Source organism: Marinobacter sp. F4206 (assembly GCF_019392195.1).
Classification (GTDB): domain Bacteria; phylum Pseudomonadota; class Gammaproteobacteria; order Pseudomonadales; family Oleiphilaceae; genus Marinobacter.
In genome coordinates this window covers 222,035-241,446 of record NZ_JAHXKI010000004.1, presented here as the reverse complement: position 1 = coordinate 241,446, position 19,412 = coordinate 222,035, and the positions used below count along the sequence as shown (strand labels likewise).

Genomic DNA, 19,412 nt, shown 5'->3' with positions numbered 1-19,412 from the left:
GCCTTGGCTACCGGAGTCCGCTGGAGTTCGAGGGCGCTAACTGATGGAAGCGTGTCCATTTATTTGGGGGAATACCAGGCGGCGACACTCGATTCTGAGTGTCCCCACTGACTTTTAGCCGGTTCAAATCGAAGTCTACAAGATTCGGCGAGATTTTGGTTTTCCCTGCTACACTTAAATCGATATCGAAAGGATTCAAAATTCCAAAGGACGGATTATGTCGGAGAAGCCATCCTCATCGGAGATGCATCTGGGTCCGGGATTTCGCATTCGTGAGTACCCATCTCGACCTCACAAATACCTCAGTCAGAAGCTAGGTGAGTTTGAGACTGCAGATATTTCAGATCAGCTCAACCGCTTATATACCTTGTCCCATGACATCCACAATCTTGTTAACGATCTTGGCTTTGCCGGGCCAGCCATAACCATCAAGGTTTTCCCGGGTGATAACTTGATGTTGCACAAAGCACTGGATCTCATTCAGCCGGGCGACGTTCTGGTGATAGACGCCGGCGGCTGTGACAGCAATGCTGTGATCGGAGATTTAATTGCTTCCAAGGCAAAACATAGAGGGGTGGTAGGAGTCGTTGTCGACGGACTGGTTCGGGATATAAAAGGCTTGAAAGAAGTGGGGTTGCCGGTTTTTGGAAAAGGCATATCGCCCATTGGCCCACTGCATCGAGGCCCCGGTGAAGTTAACTATGCGGTGAGTTGTGGCGGTATTGTCGTCAATCCGGGGGATATTGTTGTTGCTGACATGGCGGGTGTGGTTATCGTTCGGCAGGAGTTCGCAGGCGATTTGATCGCTCATCTGGAGCATTCCAGGCAACAGCGTGCTGATTACGAGGCCAGTGTTAAGCGCGGTGATTTCAATAACGAATGGGTTGATCTTGTTCTGGATAGCAGCAACTGCTTAAGGGAATAACCGTCGTGAACAATCGATCGACTTTACCCGATTTGTGCACCGATAAGCCGCTATTGTTACTGGGTGGCCGGGAAAACACCCTGTCAGTGACAAGAAGCCTGGGAAAAAAAGGGGTTTCTGTCTATGTTATGGCACCAAGGAGCTGCGCTGCCCATTATTCTCGTTACTGCAAAGGAAGCTGGATCGTACCTGAAGGCACAATTGAAGAGGATTTCTATCAACAGCAATTGATTGCGAACGACATCCCTCCTTGCCTTGAGAATGCCGTTCTTTTCACCTGTAGTGACCGGGCCATCACGTTTGTTGCGCATTTTCATAACGCCTTAAACAAGCATTTCGATTTGGGAATTACACCACCTGATTTGCACAGTTCGCTGCTGGACAAACAGGAAACGCTGTCCATGGCGAAGGAAGCCGGTTGCGATATTCCTGCCTATTGGCATATTGAAACGTTATCAGACATTGATGAGCATCTTGAATCGATCACATTCCCGGTCTTAATCAAGCCGATACACTCCCATAAGTTTGAGCATGAATTTGGCGTTAAGCTGCTCCTTGTCGAAAACAAAGGCGACTTGATCAGCCAAGCCAAGCGCGTTTTATCGGCTGATATCTCATTCATGTTATGCGAACACATCCCGGGCCCGGATAGTCTGCTCAGTAGTTATTACACCTACATGGATGACAACGCTAAAGAGTATTTCTCTTTTACCAAGCGGATAATCAGACGCTCACCAAAAAACTTCGGACGAGGTTCCCTGCATGCAACTGAGTGGTTACCTGAAACCGCTGAAGCCGGACGGCGGTTCTTTCGGGGTATAAATTTCAGGGGGTTGGGTAACGTCGAATTCAAGCGGGACCTTCGTGACGGGAAACTAAAAATCATCGAATGTAATGCCCGTTTCACAGCCGCACAAGAGCAGGTTTTTCAAAGTGGAGTGGATATTGCCGGTTTAATCTACCGCCATCTGACGGGGCAGCAATGCCCAGAATTTGAAGGTTACCGAGAGCACTTATATTACTGGTACTGGGATGATGATTTCGACGCCTACAGGGATTTGCGGAAATTAGGTGAGCTTAGCTTTCTTGAATGGTTTCGTAGTTTGCAACATCCCAAGGTATTCCCTTATTGGTCATTCGCGGATATCCGGCCTTTCTTATTCATGTTCAGGAAAAACGTGTTGCCTCGGATTGCCCGACTGCTCACCAGCCGACACGCAAATTCATGAATGCATCCACCTCTTCCCTAAGAACCTTTATTGTTGGTGCCTTAGTGGCTGCCGGTGCAGATCTGCAAGAGGCCAAAACACAGGCCAACATCATGATCTGGAGCGACGCCATGGGCCGCGACACGCAAGGTATTTGGCGTTTGCCTATGATGGTAGAGCGACTACAGAATGGCTTGCATACCACCCCTGTGGCGCTGGAGTTTGCTGCAGCTGCGCCAGCTTTGTGTAAGGTCGATGGGCAGGCTGGGCTTGGCTATGTTGTCGCTGAACAGGCCATGGCAAAAGCCATCGAACTGGCAGCCTCTCAGGGCATTGGCTGTGTGGCCGTTGCCAATAGCAGCCATCTAGGTCCCGCAGGTTATTATGTTTTTCAAGCCGCTGAAAAGCAGATGGTCGGCTTATGTTTCAGCAATTCCATTCCAAAGGTGGTTCCACCGGGCGGCACAACCATGGTGTGGGGTACGAACCCGCTGGCTATTGGTTGCCCCCGCCAAAATGGCCAACATGTCGTGATCGATATGGCTACCTCAGCCACCGCAGGCTCAACGATCACCAAGGCAGAACAGGGCGCAGAATACCGGGGCACGGTTACAAACAGCCACGCCCAGGACCACACCGACGGTTTTCCCCGGGGTGGAATAAGTCCGATGGCGGGTGGAAAGGGTTTTGCCCTGGGATTCGCGGTGGAATTATTGAGCGCCTTGATCACTGGCGCCGGGATTACTCATGAATTGCGCTCCATGCACAATGACATGACCGGCCCTGCTGGAAACGGCCATTTAATGATGGCCATCAGTATTGAAAAACTGATGAGCCTCGAAAGCTTTTATACGCGCCTTGAAGGATTGATTGATGAAGTTCATCAGGCGGGGGGTCGTGTTCCGGGTGAGCTTCGATGGCAAACCTATCAGGAAATATCGACGCAGGGTGTCCATTTGGATCCATGGCTTACCGAACAGTTAAAAGCCATCGCCAAACAGAGCGATCTTCCGTTGCCATGGTAGGGTTGACTGAAATCGGATGGGTGACTGCCGAGGATCTTAATCCAATAAAAAACCCCGTCATTTCTGACGGGGTTCTTAATTGGCGGAGAGGGAGGGATTCGAACCCTCGATACGCTATTAACGTATACACACTTTCCAGGCGTGCGCCTTCAGCCACTCGGCCACCTCTCCAATAAACTGTTTCAAATCAGCAATCTTGTCGCTCATTTGAGGGCGCAAACTCTAATGGTTTTTCCGGCGTTTGGCAACTCCCTTTGATCAATTCCTCCAAATTTTTCCAGTGCCGCCAGAATTCGTTTACCCCTTGAGCAGTTTGAGGGCTATCGTTAAAAAAGACCGTTAATGATGTCCGGGTTTACGATCGGAATGAATACGCTGTTGCATTCCCCACGTATGATCATGAGGATACGATGCCTTTCGACGAGGGCCACAGGAGCAACGCCATGCTGATGAAAGCGGATCAATCCACTCTGGTGCTAATCGATCTCCAGGAAAAGCTGATGCCGGCCATCAGTCATGGCCAGGAAGTCGTCGACCGGTGTCATACCCTGGCGATGATAGCTGGACTGTTGGATGTGCCTGTTCTGGCAACTGAGCAATTACCGGATAAACTGGGCCGAAATGTGGAAGCGGTGCGGGAGCTCGCCCAACAGGTCATCAGCAAACACCATTTCGATGCGTGCCCGGATGGGCTGATAGACAACCTGCCCGAAGGTCGACAACAGGTTGTTATCGGAGGCTGTGAAACTCACGTTTGCATGCTGCAGACAGCCCTCAGTCTGCTGGATGCCGGCTTCAAGGTCTGGGTTGTGGCAGATGCGACGGGTTCCCGGAACGAATTTGACCGGGACGTCGCATTGGACCGACTGCTCCAGAGCGGAGCGAGAATCGTCACGGTGGAGATGGCAGCGTTCGAGTGGATGCGTGACAGCAAGCACCCAAGATTTCGCGATATACAAAACCTGATCAAATAGCTCTTAAAGGCGACCCATGCTGAACATGGATTTTTCCCAACGAGTGGTTATCCGTTCCCAAGACGAGGACTGGATTTCAAGCCCTTCCGGTGGTGTCCTCAGAAAGCCCCTGGCCAGAGAGGAGGCAGAGCGGGGTCACGCTACCAGCGTCGTTCGTTATGAGCCGGGCGCCTCATTCAAGAGACACGAGCATCCTCTTGGCGAGGAAATTCTGGTACTCGACGGCGTGTTTTCGGATGAAACCGGCGACTATCCAGCGGGCACTTATCTTCGCAACCCTCCGGGAAGCGGCCACGCGCCCTTCAGCGAAGAGGGATGCACGCTACTGGTGAAGTTGCATCAGTTTGATCCCCGGGATCTCAACACAGTTCGCATAGACACTCGTTCGGCGCCGTGGTTGCCCGGCATCGGCGGCCTGGAAGTCATGCCTCTCCATGAATTCGAGCATGAGCACGTTGCCCTTGTGAAATGGCCGGCTCACGAACGTTTCCAGCCCCACCGGCATTTCGGCGGCGAAGAAATTTTCGTGCTGAGCGGCGAATTCTGTGACGAACACGGGCGGTATCCAGCAGGCACCTGGATACGCAGCCCACATTTGAGCGAACACCACCCGTTTGTTGAGCAGGAAACCATTATCTGGGTTAAAACCGGTCACCTTCCGATCTGATATCACCCGCTATTGGCCGGGCACCGGGCTCTGATCAACCGTGATCAGCTCGTCCAGGTTGAAGCCCTCTTCCCTCGCCCGCTGTCGAAAATCGCGCATCGCGGTATCGGATACCTCGGGCGTCCGGGACAGGAACCAGAGATACTCCCGGTTATAACCGGTGATATAGGCGTACTGATAACCGGATTTATCCAGCTCGAATACCACGTAGGAACTGTAGAACGGCCCGAAGAACGACACCTCCAAGTGTCCGGTCTCTCGGTCATCAGCGAACACAGCCCTGCCATCGGCCACGCTCCACTCCCCCTTTTGGGCGTCGTATCCCCGATTCGTCACCTTGATACTGCCATCGTCCATCAATGTATATTCGGCGGTGACTCTGCTAAGCCCCTCCTCGAACGAGTGATCAAGTCGGGCGATCTCGTACCAGGTGCCCAGATACCGGTCCACGTTTAACCCCGTAACCGGCTGGATACCCTCCGGGACCCCGGTACAGGACGCCAGGAATACAATTCCGGAAACAGCGATCGCTCGTATCATGGCCTGACCTCCCACCCTCTTTTGATAAACCACAGTGTAGCGGGAAAGTACGCTTAGCTCGGAAAAAAAGCGCAAAAAAAGGCCCCGAAGGGCCTAGTCAGATCGTCAGGATAATGCCGTCTGCCGCCAGTCAGTACCGGACAGAACATCGGCGCCGGCGCCTCTGGTGCCAAGCTCGTGGTCCGCCGCAGGAAGCTCAAATACGTGGTAGGCCTCGGGGCCAAAGGGATCCAATGCGGTATCCAGGTACACGTAGTTATCGGGAACCGGTTCCCCCGAGAATGCGACCCGGAATTGCCGTTCAAGAGTACGAGCGCCGATGCTCAGGGGCTGCTCCACCCAAAGATAGACTGATTTATCCGGAACAAGGTACTCACACCGAACAACCCGGGACCCCTCACGTAGCGGCAGCGTGGTCGGCTCTTTACCCGGCTCCAGTCGAAATTTATGGATAGTCTTCATGGCAAGTGCTCCTCTGCAATCGTGCCCAACACGGCTTCATGATGGACAGATTCAGAGCTCGACAAAATAAGCTTTTATAATCCGATTAGCTCGATTATTTGGATGCTTTGTAGATAGGCTGGAAACTTACGTTGCCCTGGCAAATAGCACGCACGCCATCATGCGCCGGGTTTTTTCCACGGGTAATCGCAAACAGCTCATCCTTCACATCCGCAATGGATGCGATCTGCTCAACCTCGTATTGCCGGCAAACCTCTTCGCTGATCGCGGTCGGCGCCGCGAACACGCCCAATCCCTGGCGCCCGAACACCTTGATCAGTGCACTGTCGTCGATTCGAGCCACCAGGTTCATTCGAACCCCCTGGAGCGAAAACCAGTTCATGAGTTTTTCGAAATAGGGAGCATCCGTTGCATTCGCCAGTAATGGCTCACCGTTTAATGAAGCCGGAAAACCCTCCCGCAGTCGCCGCGCCATGGCCGGGGAAGCGAAAAGGCTGATGGTCGAACCCGCCAGCGCGTGCACCGCGAAACCACCCCGCTCATCGAGACTGGGCATTCGATCGATAAGCACGATATCCAGCTCCTTGCGCTTCAGCCGCAACAGTAGATCTTCAGGACCACCGGTCTGGCAGTTCAGCTGAACCGGCCTGCGCAGGACCAACGCCGGTTGCAGCAGGTAATAGGCGATCAGCTTATGAATGGAGGCCGAGACGCCTGCAGAAAGGGTCAGCGGGCGATCAGAAGGTGCCAGGCGAAGGGTTTCGTTGAGCTCCCCGGCAAGCGCAAAAATCTCCTCAGCATAACTCAGAACCGTCCGCCCCAGATCCGTCAGGATCAGTTTGCGCCTTTCCCGCTGAAAAAGAAGGCCTCCGAGGGAAGATTCAAACGTTGCCAATTGCCCACTCAGAGTCTGCGGCGCGAGTTCCAATACCTCACTGGCTCTGGCAATGGAACCCTCCCGGCTGATCATCCAGAAATAATAAAGATGTCTGAGATTGAGTTGGTCCACGGAAGCCACCGTCTCTGTGTTTTCAGGAAGGGCGAGGCACTTTCACTATATCACCGAAGGTCACGTACTCACTGCCACCCAGCCGGCCGATGGGATCGATCGCGGAGCCATCAATCCGAAGGCGATTCTGATCGTCGTAACTAACCGCCTGATCCGCAACGTAGGCGCCCTTCACAAGCCCAAAGACCAGACTCTGTGGTGCCGCGCCAATCTCTTTGATCTCATATAACTCACAGGCCAGGGCGACGTGACAATCTTTCAGGCGCGGCAACCGGGAACCCTCGAATGGAACCAGTTCCAGGCCGAGCCTCGCCAGCTCAGATTCGCCGTGCGGGAGGGTTCGCGACGTTTCCGTCATCGCAGCAGCCAGTTCGCGGTGCGCAATATGGACTACAAAGTCCCCACGCTCCTCAATGTTGACCCGGGTGTCCTTGAACGCATTGTCGGTCGGCTTTCGACCCACTGAGAACATCAACAAGGGCGGGTTGCTGGTTATCGGTGTAAAAAACGAAAACGGCGCCAGGTTGTAGTCACCATCCGGATTCTCGCTCAGAACCCAGGCTACTGGCCTGGGAATGACCGTTTGTGTCAGCGCATGATAGACATCCGCGGGGTTCATTTCGTCAAAGTCGATAAACATCAGTCCCTCCTGAAAGCTTAGTGTGCGGACGAAGGTGATCGGATAAGCCAGGCAGCCATCAGGATTCCGTGAAGTACCAGGAAAGGTACGGCAATGAGGACCAGGCCTCCCCACCCCATCCAGCTCAACACGGCGCCCGCGGAAAGAGCGGCTGTGGCCTGAGAGCCAAAAACCATCATATCGTTGAGACCCTGGATCCGGAACCGTTCCGCATCGTGATAGCCCTCTGGAAGGAGGCAGGTGCCACCAACGAACAGGAAATTCCAGCCCACGCCCAACAGAAGCAACGCGCCGAGATAGTGATGAAAGCTGATTCCGCTGGCAGCAAGAAGGATGCATCCCAGGTAGGCAATCAACCCGGCCGCCATCAGCAGAGGAATACCCACCACCCTTGTCAGCCAGCCGCTGATCAAGGATGGAAGATACATGGCCATGATATGCAACTGGATAACCCGTTTGGCGTCATCCAGGTCGTGGCCGGCCACTTCGGTCATACTTAACGGCGTTGCCGTCATGATGAAACTCATGACCGCATACCCTACCGCGGCGGCACTGATCGCTGCCCATACCAGAGGATTGCGGAGAATTTCCAACAGTGGACGACCGCCCCCGGAATGGGCCTCCCTGACAAGCTCACCCCTCGCCTTGTAACCCAGCCCAAGAATGACGAAGGCGGCGGCCTGAACGAACGCCAGCCCAACCCAGCTGGTCAGGAATGGAAAGGCTTCACGGGAACCGCTACCAATGGCAGCCACCTCCGGCCCAAGCCACGCTGCCACTAACCCACCCAGAAGAACCCGGGCCGCCGCTGAACCCGCCATATTGACAGGGACCGACTCCATGGCGGCAAACCGGTATTGGTGGACGACAGCGAGCCCCGTGCCGCCGACCACCGAGGCTATGCAAAGCAGCATGAAGCTCCCCTGCCAACTGGACAGAGCGCCAAGAACGGCCGCGAGCACACCCATGAAAGCCCCAAGCAGCATTACCCGCTTGCGCCCTGCTCTTTCCATCAGCCAGGTCGCGGGTTTTATCGCCAGGACGGTGCCGACTACGACCAATCCGACCGGAAGAGTCGCGTATTCCGGTGCGGGCGAGAGCAGGCGTCCCTGAATACTGCCGATAAAAACGATAAACGGTGCCGTGCACATGGCGAGCGCCTGCGCCGCAACGAGGACCCATACATTCAGGGGCATAGGCTTATTTTTTCCTGTAGATGATACCGGGGTGGCACTGCACCATTTCATACAGGTGGGGCAAGCCATTTAGCGATTCAGACGCGCCGAGGATCAGATAGCCACCCGGATTCAGGGCCGCGTGCATCCTCGTCAGGATGTCTTTCTTGAGGTCAGCGGAAAAATAGATCAGGACGTTCCGACACATGATGATGTCGAACTTGCCGAGCATGTATCGCTCGAGGAGATTCAACTCCTTGAACTCAACCATACTTTTCAATTGGGGCTTAATCTGCCATCCGCCATTCAAAGACGGCGTAAAAAACTGCCTCTGGCGCTCTGGCGAGAGCCCCCGGCCGATGGCGATCATCTCGTACTCTCCCCGACGCGCAACTTCCAGAACGCTCTTCGAGATGTCGGTTGCCGTGATCTTTACATCACGCAGTTTTCCGGGGCGCAGTCGACGGAATTCCTCCACGATCATCCCCACCGAGTAGGGTTCCTGGCCAGTGGAACAGGCAGCCGACCAGATTCTCAGCGGCTGGGCTGTTTTTCGCTCGGCGAACTCTGGCAGCAGTTTCTCCTGGAGGATACGGAAGGGATGGTTGTCTCTGAACCAGAGCGTTTCGTTGGTCGTCATGGCATCAATGACAACTTCACGGAGATTGGCCCTGCCCGGCCGCTTGAGCCGCTCAAGGAGTTTGCCAAGGGATTCCAGTTCGTTTTCTTCCAGGATTCGACGAAGACGGCTCTTCACGAGGTACTGCTTATTCTCGCCCAGCAAAATACCACAGGCATCCTGCAGGAATGTCTTGAAGGCTTCGTATTCCTGTGGCGTTATATCCGCTTTCATTGGATCTCTGTTCTGAGTGGTTAGGTCCGCAGTGACCTCAGGCCTGATCAATGATCTCCATGACCCGTTCGGCCAACTCATCCGGACTGAACTTTGCCATGAAATCGTCTGCACCGACCTTCTGAACCATCGCCCGGTTAAACACACCGCTCAGCGAGGTATGTAGCATGATGAACAGGTCCCGGAGTGCAGGGTCGTTCTTGCATCGGGATACCAGCGTATACCCGTCCATCTCTGGCATTTCGACATCTGAAATCACCAGTGCCAGATGGTCGCGCGCTTTTGAGCCATCTTCCGTGACCTGTTTCAGATACTCAAGTGCCTGTTTGCCATCGTTCTTGGCCACAACACTCATTCCGATCGCGGTCAGGCATCGCTCGATCTGCCGGCGGGCTACGGCGGAATCATCCACGATAAGTACCGGGAGCAGCCCAGGGGTTCGCTCTGCGCTCTTGCTCAGCAACGCGTCAGTGACATCTTCCCTCAGAGGAGAAACTTCTGCAAGAATCTTCTCTACGTCAATGATTTCAACCAGTTTATCTTCTATTTTGGTGACGGCGGTCAGATAGACATCCTTGCCCGCCCCCTTGGGCGGCGGAAGGATGTCTTCCCAGTTCATGTTCATAATCCGGTCCACGCCGGTTACCAGGAATCCCTGGGTTTTCCGGTTGTACTCGGTAATGATCACAAAGCTTGTCGACAGGCTCTCCTGTGGGATGCCGGGAAGGCCAATGGCCATACTCAGGTCGATTATCGGGATGGTTTCTCCCCGGATATGAGCCACCCCTCGCACAACCGTCCGGCTATTGGGAATGGAGGACAGCTTCGGGCACTGGAGGACCTCTTTCACCTTGAACACGTTGATGCCATAGATTTGCCGACCACGCAGACGAAAAAGCAGCAGCTCTAGACGGTTCTGCCCCACCAGTTGGGTTCGCTGGTTTACACTATCCAATACCCCTGCCATCTTCTTTCTCCCGGCTCACCGGACTACGACCGGCATGCATTTTGCTGTTGTTCTCGTACACAAGGAGACGACAAATTCTTGTCGCAACTTCTGAAACCAGCTTGTTTAACGGCTGCCCACCCCGAACCCTTAGCTATTTTCGGGCAGTTTGGACAGTTATTGACAGCATAGGACAAAGTGACACGTATGCGCATCACCATTTTCGCCCTCCTCCTGCTCCTGGCAGGCATCAGTGAGGCCGGCGCAAAAACAACGGCAGAACAGATCGAGGAGGCCGCTACCCGGTTCCTTGAGCGGTTCACGGCGCAGCAAGCTGATGAAGGCTACGAAGTAAGCTTTGACGCCGGCACTGTTGATAGTCGCCTGTCGCTGGCTAGCTGCGAGGCGCCTCTGGCCGTCGAGTTTACCGGTGATCCCTGGAAGAGCACCCACCCCTCCCTTCAGGTTGCCTGCGAGGGCAGCAGGCCCTGGCGCATGTTTGTCACTGCTTCCGTCTCCATTCATGGCCCGGCATTGACTGCATCCCGTCCCCTGGCAAGGGGGGAACGGGTCACCGCTGATATGGTCACAACACAGTCGGTGGTTGTTAACGCCAGCCGCCGCGGCGTGATGCGCAGCCCCGATGACGTGACCGGCATGGAGGTGCGCCGACCGGTCAATACTGGCTCAGTAATAACGCCCGACCTGCTTGCTGCGCCGGACGCCGTGGAGCGAGGAGACCATGTTATGATTACGGCGAGAAGTGGCGGGTTCTCGGTAACGTCCAGAGGCAAAGCCCTGGCCAATGCATCCGTCGGAGATCAGGTCCTGGTGGAAAACCTGGCCTCTGAACGTACCATCAGGGCCAATGTCGTTGCCCCGGGTCGAGTCGAGATCCCGATGTAAGGTAGTTGAAAGGCAAACCTCTGCCGAGCGGCAATTGTCTGCCGCCGGATTTACGGTAGCCACTGCCCCAAGTGAACAAGAAGTAATGAAATTCTGAAAAATTTCGTTAAAGAACGGTTGGCGACGGCCGTTACATAGATACACACTCGAGTAAGTCATGCCCCGGCGTGACATCACAGGCAAGCAGGTAACGATATGTCAGTTGACTTCAATGGAATTGGCCCAGGCCAGGTCAACACTCAGAGAACCACGGCCGATAAATCCTCCGGTAGCCAGGACACTCAGCCAGCTACCAACGAACAGGCGAAACCCCAGTCTCAGGGAACTCGCGGTGACAACGTCAGCCTCAGTAACCAGGCGAAGAACCTGAAGCAACTGGAACAAAAGCTCGGCGATTACCCCGAGATGGATGATGACCGTATCGCTGAAATCCGTTCAGCCCTGGAGAACGGCACATACAAAATCGATGCAGAGAAACTGGCCCAAAAAATGCTTGAGATGGATGAAAGCATTTTCGGGTGATTAAACCATGGCCGCTATCGATGATCTGAAAAACCTACTCTTGCAGGATATTCAGCAACTGCAGGAACTGGCAGAACTTCTGCAGAAAGAAAAAGCCTGCCTGTCCTCTTCTGACGTACGAGCCCTTCAGGGCCTGACCTCTGACAAGAACCAGCTTCTGGAGGAGGTTCGGGGGCGCGCCCGGCAGAAGATCCATTGCTTGGTGGCAATGGGCTATAAGCCGAATGTTGGCGAACCCTCCCACTTCATACGCAGTGCCGGCCTGACTGAGCTGTATGAACTCTGGAAGCAGGCCGATGCCAGAATGCGCGAGTGTCAGTCCCTTAACCAGCATAACGGTCGGGTAGTAACGCATCTGCAGAAACGACTCTCACGCCTTACCGACATCTTCCGCGGTGCGACAGGCCAGCAGAAGCTTTACGGTCAAAAAGGTGAGCATACGACGGTCTCAAACCGCACCATTCTTGCCAGTGCGTAACACTTGACGCTGTGACTAACGTAAAACGCCCGGATTGCCGGGCGTTTTTTTATCGGGTGTAGATGGTCATCCGCGAATCCGGATCAAAGCGGATGTCATGGATACTCACATTACCCATTGACGGCCCACGACTGCCACTGACCCGGATGTTATCCATCCGTATCTCCTCGATACGCTCCGGGAATGCCAGCGTCAGCGCACCGTCTGCTTGTACCACGTGCCGGGGTTCTCCATCCCGATAGTGCACTCCCGAAATGGTCAACTTCGAATCCAGGAAATTCAGGACGGGTACAAAAATATGGGCGGTCAGCTTCAGCCCTTCCATGGCATCTGCGTGAACGGTGCCGCCACCCTCGGACGAGGAATCGACCATCTTTGAGACCTTTTCGATTCGATCCAGCAATGACGGATCACCCTGCCCAAGGATCTGGGCCAGCTCCGAGTCCGCCATCGGTGTCATGGCACTGCGGTCATATAACTCCCCTACCTCCGCGGAACTCTGTGCCGCGCTGGCGTTGCTACTGGCTGCAAAACTCACCAACGGCTGAAATGGCAGCGTGACTACGGTAACCAGTGCTGCAGCATTTCGGTAGCGCGACTGATGTTTCAGGACCCGGTGCAGTTCCCGTTCGGTAATCCAGCCCGACTGAATGAACACTTCGCCCAGTCGCTGACCGGTTTCCCGCTGTAAACGAAGGCCGTCTTCAAGTTGTTCCTCGGACAGATAACCCCGACTGATCAACAGCCGTCCAAGCCTCGACTTCTCTTCAAATCCCTGACGGATTCTCACTCGTTTCTCCTTTCCCATAGTGAAAACCGTACAACTCGGCCCGGTATGGAATGATGATGTGTCCGGCTCCCACTGAGCGTAGTCCATCCGTTCGAAACGACGCCCGGGCGATCACCGAAAAACCACTGCATTCTGCTAAGATCGTGCACCAGACGCAGCTACCATGAATTATTGCAGGAAACGCCTCTGCAACTAACCAGAAGAGAATCAATCAAATGCCAAATTCCGTAAAACCGTCCCGGACTGTGATCCCTGCCCTGATTCTGTCGTTCATTGCACTGCTACCTCTCCAGACTCACGGTGAAAGCACAGTTGAGGAAACCAGCGAACCGCTGCCAAAAGTAAAGGTTGTGACCAACAAGGGACCGTTCGTTCTGCAGTTACGTCCGGACGTTGCGCCAGAAACGGTCGATAATTTTCTCGATTACGCCCGAAACGGATTCTACGAAAACACGGTTTTTCACCGTGTTATTCCTGGCTTCATGATTCAGGGCGGTGGTTTTACTCAGGAACTGTCCCGCAAATCCACTCGCGATCCCATAGCGAACGAGGCCAGTCCAACCCTCAAAAACCTCCGTGGGACCATTTCAATGGCCCGGACGAGCGCACCTGACAGCGCCACCTCGCAGTTTTTCATCAATCTGGTCGATAATGACTTTCTTAACGCGGGCGTTCGTGGCGCCGGCTATGCGGTATTCGGCAAAGTAACCGAAGGCATGGGTGTCGTGGACGCCATCGGTGGCGTCGACACGGGCTATTCCAAAGGTATGGCGGATGTACCGGCAGACCCCGTGGTGATTGAGAGCGTGTCGGTACTGGAGCAAGCCAGGTAAGGTCATGACTGTAGATCTTCTTCCACCGAGGATTGAATCGGCGGAAATACAGTGGCGGGATGGCGTCCCGGAATCGAGCAGGTTCGGCGATGTCTATTTCAGCCGGGACAACGGGCTGGCCGAAAGCCGCTACGTCTTTCTCGCTCACAACGGGTTGCCCGACCGATTCAACTCGGTTCCGGCTGGCGGGTGCTTTGTCATCGCAGAATCCGGCTTTGGCACGGGACTCAACTTCCTGGCTGCCTGGCAGGCATGGCGGGAGCGACGTCCGGAGCATGCTGCGACGCTGCATTTTGTCTCCGTGGAGCGCTTTCCGCTATCCCGGGAAGACCTTTCCCGAGCCCTTGAGCTCTGGCCCGAGCTTTCCCCCCTTGCGTCGCAACTTGTTGACCACTACCCACCCCTGACCCGGGGCGTACACCGCATCCTGTTCGATGGCGGCCGTGTTCGCCTGACCCTGTATTTTGGGGACGTTCTTGAGGCCCTGGAAACGCTGAATTTCCGGGCAGACGCCTGGTTCTTGGACGGCTTTGCGCCCTCCATGAATCCGGAGATGTGGCTTGATAAGGCAATGGCTGAAATCCGGACTCACAGCAAGCCGGGAACCACGCTGGCCACCTTTACGTCTGTTGGCAGGATTCGCCGGGCTCTGGCGTCAGCCGGTTTCGAGATGCAGAAAACCCGGGGGTATGGGCGCAAACGGGACATGCTGACTGGCAATCTACCACTTGCACCAGGCACCGAACACCAAGCGGCACAAGGCTCGGTGGCCGTCGTTGGTTCAGGCATCGCCGGTTGTTTGCTGGCTCACAACCTGGCGGAACGCGGGATAGCCGTAACGTTGATCGATTCATCGTCCACATCGGGTTCGGGCGCCTCCGGGAATCGACAAGGGGCCACTTACGTCAAGCTTGGTGTAGATTTCAACGATCAGTCGGAACTGGCTTTGTCAGCCCTGCTGTTCAGTCAACGCCGATACGCCGACTACCGGGATCAATACTGGCACCCGACAGGGCTACTCCAACTCGCCTGGAATGAACAGGAGCATGATCGTCAACAACGATTCCTTGGCAGGAATGATTACCCGGTCGAGATTTTGTATCCCGTTAGCCAGGAGCGCGCCAGTCAGCTGACGGGGGTTCCCACGCAAACCGGAGGACTCTGGTTTCCCCACAGTGGCTGGCTTGAGCCCTCCAATCTCTGCAGGACACTTGCCGAGCATCCAGGTATCAATCGGGCCTTTGATTTCAAGGTGACAAGACTCGCGCCCGTCGAGGGGCAATGGTGTCTTTCTTCAGTTGCGGGAGACAACATAGTCGCAGATCGGGTAGTCATCTGTGCCGGCCATGAATCCCCGGAACTGCTTCCAATTAAAGGGAGCTTCCGCTTCAAGAGCATTCGTGGCCAGGTTACCCATCTGGAGGAGGAAACCGTGCGGGCGCCAAGGGCTGTGATATGTGGCCCAAGGTACCTCAACCCCGCTCATGCCGGCATTGCCGTAACCGGCGCCTCCTTTGATCTCCGGGATATGAACCCGAGCCCGACAGCGACAAGCAACCAGGAAAACCTGTCGGAACTGAACACCATGCTACCGGGTGTTCTGGCTGGGCCATCCGCCACCGGCACATCGACGCAAGGCAGGGTTGGTTTCCGATGTACGACTCACGATTATCAGCCGGTTGCCGACGAATTACAGGATGCCGAGGGAAAGACGGTACGGGGACTGTATCTTTGCACTGGCTTGGGCAGCAAAGGACTTACTTATGCGCCTTTGCTGGCTGAATACCTCGCAGACCGACTTTCGGGACAACCGGAATGTCTGCCGGCTCGCCTCTCCCGCCGCCTCGCGAGCCGCCGCATTCATCGGAATGCACAAAAATGATCCGGGTTCGTAGTAAACTGAAGAATTCAGAATAATGGCCGATAAGCTGGTAATGTTTGTCGTCATCGTGGGGAACCAAAGCCATGTCAATCTTCGTCAGCGAACCCGGCCGCCCTGTCGGGACTCGATTACCGGAGGTTTTCCGGGGGCGCAGAGTGGGTGACGTCACTGAGCTGTCGGAAAGCCCCCCCATCAGCCCAAGCCACAGCGAAGCAACGGATGCGGAGTTTCAGCAGGCTGCCCATTCCGGTCGCCATCGCGCTCTGGCAGAATACGGGGCGGCTTCTGGTGAGCCAAGGGCGCAGCGGCCTTACCTGCCAGTGTCCAATATCTGCTCTCCGGCCGTGTATTCCCTGCCGGCCGCATCGACCATTTCCGACGCCCTCACAAGCATGGATGAACACGGCGTCCACCATCTGGTAGTCACCTCTGAAGACAACATTGCGGGGTTAGTGGACTTGCGATGGCTGCTGGGCTGGCTCCACACCAACCCGGGTGATGGTTTGAGCCAGAGCATGATTTATGTTGAATTACCGGCCTTTCTTACAGCGTCACCAGAAACCGATGCCCACCAGTTAGCAAGGCTAATGCTGGCTCACCAGCTCAGTGCGGCTCTGGTCGTGGATGCCAGCGGCGAGCCCTCGGGCATTGTTACCAGCACCGATTACCTCAGGCTATACGCCAGCACCAGTGGTCATGAGGGTACGGTTTAATTCAGCGCAGACAGCAATCTCCCTTCCGGACTGAACACGAGCAACAGCCAATCAGAATCGCCCCGCGCCAGGGCAACAATTTCATCGTCGCGATAGTTGGCCAGCGCCAGGAGTTCTGAGTCGTCCGCCGGCAGTTGATAGTGCCATTGGTTCCTGAATGGCGTTTCTTCGGCGTTTTCATCTACCTCAATCAGTGAAACCCTGGCCAGAATTGCTTGCTCGCCGGTTCCTGGCGTGGCATCTGCCCTGAATTTTCCATCAGTGGCGCCGCCCACCACAACATCACCGTCGAACAAGGAGACCGCTTCGAAACGATCCAGGGACATATCATCCTCATCGTTTACGGAGAACGCCCGATTGAGCACCCCGCCGGACGAATAAGCAAACACAAACCCGGCCCAACTGTTAACCGGATTGCGGGCGAGAGTGCTGTCTCCCTCATCACTCTCCTTGACCGAGTATTCCCCGGTGCCGGTTCCCACTAGCCAGAGCAGATTGTTCTCGTACACACCATCAGATATGGGCTCGTCGGCGTCTGTCCCCACCTGCTTTACGGAAACCGTGCTTTCTGCGCTGGACACGCTGTAGAAGAAGGCGTCGGTACCACCAAGCACCGGTTTGCCGTTGACTGCACCCGCAGCGGAACCGAACAACAGTGGCGCGATGGAGACAGAGCTTCCGCCGGCGACAGAATCATCGGCGGATGAACCGATCTGGCGGGTCCATGCCAGTACAGGGATCTCGTCTTCACCGTCTAGGCGGGTATCGATCCGTTGCAGGAAGCTGTCGACGGCGCCGGCCCGCTCCTGGTCCGGCCAGGTACCCGTGGTTTCGCCAGCTACCGATACATACCCTCCTTCGGCATTGATGCCAACCGACCGGGCGATATCGTCGCCACTGGTACCGGTTCTGATGCTCCAGCTGTTTACGTACGCCCCGCCGGCCGTCGCCGTATCAAACCAGTAGCGTGAGACAACGACATCCTGCCCGCCCTTCGCCTCGGCGCCTGGCACATCGGAACTGTAGGCCACGGCAAACTCAAAACGGTCCACCTTGACAGCCCCTTCCGACACCTTTCGCAGAACCGTACCGATTACCGGCTCGGGCGAGTCAAGCACATCCCCGGCCTCTGAAATGCCAATGTCCTGCAACAGGTTGCCTTTCTGGTCATAAATTTTCACCAACACCCGGTTGTTAGCGAGGCTGTCATACCCCGTGACAAAGGCTCTGCCGGAATGTGCAATGGCGAAGTCTGTCGCCACGAAACCATCGGAACCGTTCAGCACGAGCGCCGACGTCAACTCGTTAAGACTGACCCGGAGCAGGTTTTCATCCGAAACGCGAGCGTAGTTTTCACGCCCTGCCTGGTACGCTTCATCCAGTCCCAGGAGAATAAAACGGTCATTCAGCCCGGTGTTGGTATAGGTGTCCGTCAAAACCCGAATACGGAAACGAAGCTCATCCACCGCCTCTGGGAAGACCAGCTCATCGTTCTCAATCCAAACACCCTCTGACTGCTCCTGTTCAATAACGAACTCCGAACCCAGTCTTGCGGTAGAGTCCTCCGAATGCCTCAGCCGGGCGCGAAAGGCTCCTTCGCGGTCACCGGATAAAATACCGACATACTGGCGCATGCCATTGATGTTCAGAGCGTCACGAGTACCGCCCGCCGTTGTCTCCAGCGTAAGGACGGGTTCATCGTCATCAATCACCAGGTTTATCTCAGTGCCCTCGTTATTCTCGCCCAATCCAGCAAGCCCATTACGGACTTCCGTCAGGGTCAGGCGCGCAACTTCTGAGGGCTCCGGGAAGGTGTCATCGATCACTTCCAGCCGGATATAGCACTCGGTAACGCCAGGTTCCAGAGTCAGAAGCCCGCCCAGTCCATCCTCCCGGTAAGTCAGGTACTCGAGTTCCTCAAGCCTGGCTTCGCTGTTGCTGCCCAGAGCAACAATGTCCTGACCGACATTGGCGTCTCCGACGTTTGCCTCACTGTAATCGCAACGCTGGTGGGGATCATCGAACCCGGAATCACAGTCGCTCGGGTCGTACTCAGAGGTCACTTCAAAAGCCACGCTTACCCGAGTCACCGAGGGACGATCAAGGATCACCTTCGCGAACACCGGGCGTGTTGGGCTGGTCACATCCTTGGTGCCGGTAACGTTGCCATCTTCGTCATACTGGTTGATCGTGAAGCTATGCTCACCGGCGGGTTCGAGGTCTGGCGGATCACACCGTTCACGACGGGTATCGGCCACTTCCGGGCTTTCACCTTCGGTAAAAGTCTCCACTTCCAGGGACAGCGGGTTGTACTTTACTTCGATATCAAACGGCTGCACGCCAGACATTCGGCCGTCGGTTGTGACCAGGTTAATGTCTTGTTCCTTCCCGAGGTCCTGGTCGCCACGATTGCCACCGGTCAACCCCGGGACGCCACGCATGATAACCCCCTGTCGGGCCTTATTGCTGGTGTCCTCCAGCGCGAGCCAGGAGGGTGCGTTGGTGAGGGAATAATCGAGAATACTCTCGCCGCCGTAAGCGCCGAAGTTGTAGTAATACTCCACCCCGAGATACGCAGTGGATGGAGGAATACCAAGAATGGTTGGCTGGTCGGCAGCCTTCTCGGTTTTGCACGCGACCAGTCCCAGGGCGATCAGGGTCAAACCGATAAAGCGGATGGCGGAAACAATGCGTGAGGTTAAATCGGCGCGCATGAAAAAATCCGTTTAAACGTTGTTGTTATGGCAGTGCCTGGGCTTTCCCACAAAAGCCGGATTACACACCGTTACAGAACAACGCCATGGTAGCCAATTTAGGGAATCCGGGATCTGCGCGAGTTCTCAGATTCATCCGCCGACGGGCGT

The 19,412-nt window shown here is 55.4% G+C and carries 20 protein-coding genes and 1 tRNA gene; 11 read left to right on the top strand and 10 right to left on the bottom strand.

The window, feature by feature from the left end; all coding sequences use genetic code 11:
* The first annotated feature begins 217 nt into the window (after positions 1-217).
* From KZO34_RS17085 to KZO34_RS17075, 3 genes are read left to right on the top strand one after another with little or no spacing between them, the layout of a single operon-like run.
* Positions 218-925, top strand: a complete 708-nt coding sequence (locus KZO34_RS17085; protein WP_219478067.1) for an RraA family protein — start codon at positions 218-220, stop codon at positions 923-925.
* A 5-nt stretch (positions 926-930) separates the two neighbouring features.
* Positions 931-2,154: a carboxylate--amine ligase gene (locus KZO34_RS17080; protein ID WP_219478066.1), complete on the top strand. Its 1,224-nt coding sequence runs from the start codon at positions 931-933 to the stop codon at positions 2,152-2,154.
* Positions 2,151-3,158, top strand: a complete 1,008-nt coding sequence (locus tag KZO34_RS17075) for an Ldh family oxidoreductase (protein ID WP_219478065.1) — start codon at positions 2,151-2,153, stop codon at positions 3,156-3,158. The genes KZO34_RS17080 and KZO34_RS17075 overlap by 4 nt, the downstream gene beginning before the upstream one ends.
* An 80-nt stretch (positions 3,159-3,238) precedes the next feature.
* Here KZO34_RS17075 and KZO34_RS17070 read toward each other — a convergent pair.
* Positions 3,239-3,329: transfer RNA gene (locus KZO34_RS17070), tRNA-Ser, on the bottom strand.
* Between the two features lie 272 nt (positions 3,330-3,601).
* On the opposite strand from KZO34_RS17070, the gene KZO34_RS17065 reads away from it, so the two are divergent.
* Positions 3,602-4,132, top strand: coding sequence for an isochorismatase family protein (locus tag KZO34_RS17065; protein WP_219478064.1), 531 nt, complete (start codon positions 3,602-3,604; stop codon positions 4,130-4,132).
* 16 nt (positions 4,133-4,148) lie between these two features.
* A complete protein-coding gene (locus KZO34_RS17060) occupies positions 4,149-4,799 on the top strand; it encodes a cupin domain-containing protein (RefSeq protein ID WP_219478063.1) in 651 nt (216 codons plus the stop codon).
* 9 nt (positions 4,800-4,808) lie between these two features.
* Here the strand turns inward: KZO34_RS17060 and KZO34_RS17055 are convergent, their stop codons facing one another.
* From KZO34_RS17055 to KZO34_RS17025, 7 genes are all read right to left on the bottom strand, one after another.
* Positions 4,809-5,339 (bottom strand): lipocalin family protein, encoded by a 531-nt coding sequence (locus KZO34_RS17055; protein WP_219478062.1) that lies wholly within the window; start codon positions 5,337-5,339, stop codon positions 4,809-4,811.
* A gap of 105 nt (positions 5,340-5,444) precedes the next feature.
* Entirely contained in the window at positions 5,445-5,801 is a 357-nt protein-coding gene (locus KZO34_RS17050; protein ID WP_219478061.1) for a DUF7352 domain-containing protein, read from the bottom strand.
* Between the two features lie 94 nt (positions 5,802-5,895).
* Positions 5,896-6,810 (bottom strand): LysR family transcriptional regulator, encoded by a 915-nt coding sequence (locus KZO34_RS17045; RefSeq protein ID WP_219478059.1) that lies wholly within the window; start codon positions 6,808-6,810, stop codon positions 5,896-5,898.
* A 22-nt stretch (positions 6,811-6,832) separates the two neighbouring features.
* Positions 6,833-7,450 (bottom strand): flavin reductase family protein, encoded by a 618-nt coding sequence (locus KZO34_RS17040; protein WP_219478057.1) that lies wholly within the window; start codon positions 7,448-7,450, stop codon positions 6,833-6,835.
* A 17-nt stretch (positions 7,451-7,467) separates the two neighbouring features.
* Positions 7,468-8,646, bottom strand: coding sequence for an MFS transporter (locus KZO34_RS17035; RefSeq protein WP_219478055.1), 1,179 nt, complete (start codon positions 8,644-8,646; stop codon positions 7,468-7,470).
* Between the two features lie 4 nt (positions 8,647-8,650).
* Positions 8,651-9,478: a CheR family methyltransferase gene (locus tag KZO34_RS17030; RefSeq protein WP_219478053.1), complete on the bottom strand. Its 828-nt coding sequence runs from the start codon at positions 9,476-9,478 to the stop codon at positions 8,651-8,653.
* 37 nt (positions 9,479-9,515) lie between these two features.
* Entirely contained in the window at positions 9,516-10,445 is a 930-nt protein-coding gene (locus tag KZO34_RS17025) for a chemotaxis protein CheV (RefSeq protein WP_219478051.1), read from the bottom strand.
* 186 nt (positions 10,446-10,631) lie between these two features.
* On the opposite strand from KZO34_RS17025, the gene flgA reads away from it, so the two are divergent.
* The 3 genes from flgA (at position 10,632) to KZO34_RS17010 (ending at position 12,330) form a co-directional block, all read left to right on the top strand.
* The gene (flgA, locus tag KZO34_RS17020; protein ID WP_219478050.1) at positions 10,632-11,330 is read left to right on the top strand and encodes a flagellar basal body P-ring formation chaperone FlgA; all 699 of its coding nucleotides are present in this window, start codon (positions 10,632-10,634) and stop codon (positions 11,328-11,330) included.
* Between the two features lie 195 nt (positions 11,331-11,525).
* Complete coding sequence (gene flgM / locus KZO34_RS17015; protein WP_219478049.1) at positions 11,526-11,852, top strand: flagellar biosynthesis anti-sigma factor FlgM; 327 nt, start codon at positions 11,526-11,528, stop codon at positions 11,850-11,852.
* 7 nt (positions 11,853-11,859) lie between these two features.
* Positions 11,860-12,330: a flagella synthesis protein FlgN gene (locus tag KZO34_RS17010; protein ID WP_219478048.1), complete on the top strand. Its 471-nt coding sequence runs from the start codon at positions 11,860-11,862 to the stop codon at positions 12,328-12,330.
* 49 nt (positions 12,331-12,379) lie between these two features.
* Here KZO34_RS17010 and KZO34_RS17005 read toward each other — a convergent pair whose 3' ends face one another.
* Positions 12,380-13,120 carry a pilus assembly protein PilB gene (locus KZO34_RS17005; protein ID WP_219478047.1) on the bottom strand — a complete coding sequence of 247 codons (741 nt, stop codon included), beginning with the start codon at positions 13,118-13,120 and terminating at the stop codon, positions 12,380-12,382.
* A 215-nt stretch (positions 13,121-13,335) separates the two neighbouring features.
* On the opposite strand from KZO34_RS17005, the gene KZO34_RS17000 reads away from it, so the two are divergent.
* From KZO34_RS17000 to KZO34_RS16990, 3 genes are all read left to right on the top strand, one after another.
* Positions 13,336-13,953: a peptidylprolyl isomerase gene (locus tag KZO34_RS17000; protein ID WP_219478046.1), complete on the top strand. Its 618-nt coding sequence runs from the start codon at positions 13,336-13,338 to the stop codon at positions 13,951-13,953.
* Positions 13,954-13,957: 4 nt separating this feature from the next.
* The gene (gene mnmC / locus KZO34_RS16995) at positions 13,958-15,835 is read left to right on the top strand and encodes a bifunctional tRNA (5-methylaminomethyl-2-thiouridine)(34)-methyltransferase MnmD/FAD-dependent 5-carboxymethylaminomethyl-2-thiouridine(34) oxidoreductase MnmC (RefSeq protein ID WP_219478045.1); all 1,878 of its coding nucleotides are present in this window, start codon (positions 13,958-13,960) and stop codon (positions 15,833-15,835) included.
* A gap of 83 nt (positions 15,836-15,918) precedes the next feature.
* Positions 15,919-16,548 (top strand): CBS domain-containing protein, encoded by a 630-nt coding sequence (locus KZO34_RS16990; RefSeq protein WP_219478044.1) that lies wholly within the window; start codon positions 15,919-15,921, stop codon positions 16,546-16,548.
* On the opposite strand, the gene KZO34_RS16985 is transcribed toward KZO34_RS16990, so the two are convergent.
* Positions 16,545-19,262 carry a hypothetical protein gene (locus KZO34_RS16985; RefSeq protein WP_219478043.1) on the bottom strand — a complete coding sequence of 906 codons (2,718 nt, stop codon included), beginning with the start codon at positions 19,260-19,262 and terminating at the stop codon, positions 16,545-16,547. The two genes, KZO34_RS16990 and KZO34_RS16985, sit on opposite strands and share 4 nt — an antisense overlap.
* Positions 19,263-19,412: the final 150 nt, after the last annotated feature.